Source organism: Streptomyces sp. GC420, assembly GCF_009916105.1.
GTDB lineage: Bacteria > Actinomycetota > Actinomycetes > Streptomycetales > Streptomycetaceae > Streptomyces.
Genome location: NZ_JAAAXQ010000541.1, coordinates 1 through 3,966, shown reverse-complemented (window position 1 = coordinate 3,966; position 3,966 = coordinate 1). Strand labels below are relative to the sequence as shown.

Annotated in this window: 3 protein-coding genes and 1 pseudogene; 3 read left to right on the top strand and 1 reads right to left on the bottom strand. The window is 73.3% G+C overall.

Going from position 1 to position 3,966, the window contains the following annotated elements; all coding sequences use genetic code 11:
- The 3 genes from GUY61_RS35735 to GUY61_RS35725 all read left to right on the top strand — a co-directional run.
- Positions 1–1,119, top strand: a 1,119-nt coding sequence (locus GUY61_RS35735; protein WP_243766986.1) for a VOC family protein, incomplete at its 5' end; no start/stop codon positions are given.
- Positions 1,116–2,789, top strand: a complete 1,674-nt coding sequence (locus GUY61_RS35730) for a bifunctional 3-(3-hydroxy-phenyl)propionate/3-hydroxycinnamic acid hydroxylase (protein WP_166634464.1) — start codon at positions 1,116–1,118, stop codon at positions 2,787–2,789. The genes GUY61_RS35735 and GUY61_RS35730, both read left to right, overlap by 4 nt.
- 247 nt (positions 2,790–3,036) lie before the next feature.
- Positions 3,037–3,699: an HdeD family acid-resistance protein gene (locus GUY61_RS35725; RefSeq protein ID WP_166634463.1), complete on the top strand. Its 663-nt coding sequence runs from the start codon at positions 3,037–3,039 to the stop codon at positions 3,697–3,699.
- Positions 3,700–3,839: 140 nt separating this feature from the next.
- On the opposite strand, the pseudogene GUY61_RS40925 reads toward GUY61_RS35725, so the two are convergent.
- Positions 3,840–3,966: pseudogene (locus tag GUY61_RS40925) on the bottom strand (zinc-binding dehydrogenase); the annotation flags it as partial.

Here is a 3,966-nt window from a genome sequence, read left to right as displayed (position 1 = left end):
GCCGACGCCCACCAGGGCCTGCACAGCGAACAGGGCGCCCTGCGCGGGGAGCACCCCGGCCGCGCGGCCCAGCCCGTCATCAAGGTGGCCGACCTGGCCTGGCTGGAGTTCACCAAGCCCGACCTGGACCGCGCCGAGACCTTCGCCCACGACTTCGGCCTGACCACCGCCGCCCGCACCGATGACGCCCTCTACCTGCGCGGCGCCATGGCCGGCACCCACTGCCTGGTGATCCGCCGCGGCCCCGCCTCCCGCTTCATCGGGCCCGCCTTCCAGGCCGCCGACGCCGCCGACCTCGACCGGCTGGCCCGCGCCACCGGCCACAAGGTCCGCACCCTCACCGAGTACGGCGCAGGCCGCGCCGTGGACCTGCTCGACCCGTCCGGCATCCCGGTCCGCGTCGTCCACGGCGTCACCGAGCAGCCCGCACAGCCGCTGCAGCGGCCGCTGGTCCTCAACACGGGCACCACCACAGCGGCCGCCCGCATCAACGCCACCCAGCGTCCGCCCCGCAAACCCTCCCAGGTGCAGCGCCTGGGCCACGTCGTGCTCTCCAGCCGGGTCTTCCGGCGCGCCCTGGACTGGTACCTGGAGCACCTGGGCCTGATCGTCAGTGACTTCCTCTACCTGGACGGGCAGCGCGACCGCGGCCCCACCATGGCCTTCATCCGCTGCGATCGCGGCAGCGAGCCCGCCGACCACCACACCCTGGCCATGCACCTGGGCCCCGACACGGGCTACGTCCACTCCGCCTATCAGGTCGCCGACCTCGACATCCTGGCGGCCGGCGGCGAATACCTGCGCGAGCGCGGCTACCGCCACTCCTGGGGCATCGGCCGGCACATCCAGGGCAGCCAGATCTTCGACTACTGGCGTGACCCCGACCGCTTCATGATGGAGCACTTCGCCGACGGCGACGTGTTCGACCACACGCTGGAACCCGGCTGGGCCGCCATGTCCGCCTCCGGTCTGGCCCAGTGGGGCCCGCCTGCCACCCGGGACTTCCTTGGCACGGCTCCCTCGCCGGGGGCGCTCCTGCAGGCGATCTCCGCGCTGCGGGAGGACAACGAGATCGACCGTGCCCGTCTGCTGGGCCTGATGAAGGCCCTGAGCCAGTGACCGCCACCTTCCCGGAGCGCGCGCCCGTCGTGGTGATCGGTGCCGGGCCCACCGGGCTGACCGCCGCCACCCTCCTGGCCCGCCACGGCGTGCCCACGCTGGTCCTGGAGCGCCACCGCGCCCCGTATCCGCTGCCGCGCGCGGTCCACCTGGACGACGAGGTCCACCGCATCCTCCACGCCGTGGGCATCCACGAGCAGTTCAGCGAGATCACCCGCCCCGCCCGCGGCATGCGGCTGCTGGACGGCTCCCACCGGGTGCTGGCCGAGTTCCTGCGCGACAACCCGTGCGGCCGGCACGGCTTCCCCCAGGCCAACATGTTCGACCAGCCCGAACTCGAACAGCTGCTCAGGGACAACCTCGCCCAGCACCCTCTGGTGACGCTCCGCGGAGGCATCGAGGTCACCTCCGTGACTCCGCCCCCGCACAGCGGCGCTCCGGTGGAGGTCTCCTTCCGGGACGAGGACACCGGCGTCGCCCGCACGCTTTCGGCCGACGCCGTCCTGGGGTGCGATGGTGCCGGCAGCCTGGTCCGCGCCTGCATCGGCTCCCGGATGCGGGACCTCGCCGCCCCGCAGCAGTGGCTGGTCGTCGACATCCGCTGCCGCCTGCCGTTGCCCGCGTGGGACGGCGTTCACCAGATCTGCGACCCGCAGCGGGCGGCCACCTACATGCGCGTCGGCGAGGACCGCTACCGCTGGGAGTTCCGCCTGCGCACCGGCGAGCAGCCGGAGGAGCTCACCGACCGCGGGCGTCTGCTCGCGCTGATCGCCCCCTGGACAGCGGGCATCCCCGAGGACGAACTGCACGTCCTGCGCACCGCCTCCTACACCTTCCGCGCCCAGGTCGCCGACCGCTGGCACAAGGGCCGGATCTTCCTGCTCGGTGACGCCGCCCACCTCACGCCGCCCTTCATCGGGCAAGGAATGGGCGCGGGCATGCGCGACGCCCAGAACCTCGCGTGGAAGCTCGCCCGTGTCCTCACCGGCCGCGCGAGCGAGGCCCTGCTCGACACCTACCAGGCCGAACGCCACCGCCACGCACGGCAGTTGATCCGCACCGCCGTGGCTGTCGGCGCTGTCATGACCGGGGGCGGAACGGGCACCGCACTGGCTCGCAAAGCCGTCCTGCCCGCCGTCTCCCGCCTGCCGGGCGCCTCCGGGCTCGTACTGTCCGCCGTCAGCCCGCCGCTGCGACCCGGCCCCCTGGTCGGCTCCCGGCGCCGGCTCGGCCATCCGCGCCCCGGGACGCTGTGTCCCCAGCCCCTGATCCCCGGTGCCGATGGCACTCCCCGTCTGCTGGACGACCTGCTCGGCGAAGACTTCGCGCTCCTGGCCGACGCGCCGCTCGGCCCGGCCTTGCACGCGCTGGTGCGAGCACTGAACGCCCGTGTCGTCCAACTGCACGACCCCCGGCGCCAGCAGCCCGGCACGGGCGGCGCCGCGCACCGTGCCGATCCGGGCACAAGCGCACTGATCCACTGGATGGGCACCGCGGGTGCCGTCCTGCTCCGCCCCGACCGGGTCGTCCTCGCCACCGCGGCCCGGCCCCGCCCCGGCAGCACGTGCGGAGACGACCTGGCGGCCGCCGCAGCGGCCTGGGCGCCCCTGCTGTGCAGCGGCGGCTCCACGGCCGGGGACGCCGTACGCGTGGCCACAGAGCCGGCGTGACGGCAGCCGAGCCGCATCGCGGAGGAGGCCCCGTCCCCACCGGATGCCGGGCTCCCGTGTCGCCGTCCAGGCCGTCCGGCAGAAAGCTCTCACGATCGGGAACCGCGTTCGGAAGGCCTGGTCACAGGGGCGTCGCGCAGTCATGGGAGCCTCACCCGAGGCAACCTCCGTCTCCGCCTGGCCACTCAGGCGGGGCGGGGCGACGATGGAGGTGACCGATCCGACCACTCTGGGAGGAGAAGGCGTCATGACATTCCCCTCCGATTCGCCGCCCGGGACCGAGCCGCAGGACGGCTCCGCCACCGAACCCCTGGGCACCCTGGCGAACATGGGCTGGCAGATCCTGCTCACCACGGGTCTGGCCGCGATCGCCCTCGGCGCCGTCATGCTTGCGTGGCCGGAGGAGACACTGCGGGTCGTCGGTGTGCTCTTCGGCGTCTATCTGCTGGTCATCGGTGTCTTCCAGCTGGCCGCCGCCTTCGGCACGCACGTCCCCGGGCATCTTCGGGCCCTGTACTTCCTCACGGGTGCGCTCTCCGTCCTGCTCGGGCTGATCTGCTTCCGGGGCGCTCTGGAGTCGATTCTGCTGCTCGCCCTGTGGATCGGCTTCGGCTGGCTGCTGCGGGGCATCACGGCGACGGCCACGGCGGCCTCCGCCCCGGCCGTGCCGGCGCGAGGCTGGATGCTGTTCTTCGGAGTCATCGGCATGCTGGCCGGCATCGCGCTGATCGTCTCGCCCTTCACCTCGATCGCCGCACTCACCCTGACGGTGGGCATCATGGCCATGGTCCTCGGGGTGGTCGAGGTGTTCCACGCCATCAGGATGCGCGCTGAAGTCGGCCGCCTCGCTCCCGGCGCTGCCGCCGGGCACCGGCCTCGGTTCCGTTCCCAGCCGCACCCCCAGCACTGAGTACGGCGGCTCCGGTACTTCGGCCCGGCACAGGGCTTCGGGCGCCGGGACGTCGCCGCACGCCGTGGGCGCCGGTGTCGGGGACACCGGCGCCCACTCACCCCCGGCCCGAGGCGGGTCTGACGTCCTGCTCACAGGCCTCAGGGGACGAGGATGAGGCGGATCGGGTCGCCGATCTTGTTCTCCAGCCGGTGGACGGCGTCGGCGGCGTCGGCGAGCGGGATGTGGTCGGTGATGGAGGGGGCCAGGTCGAGGCGGCCGGCTGCG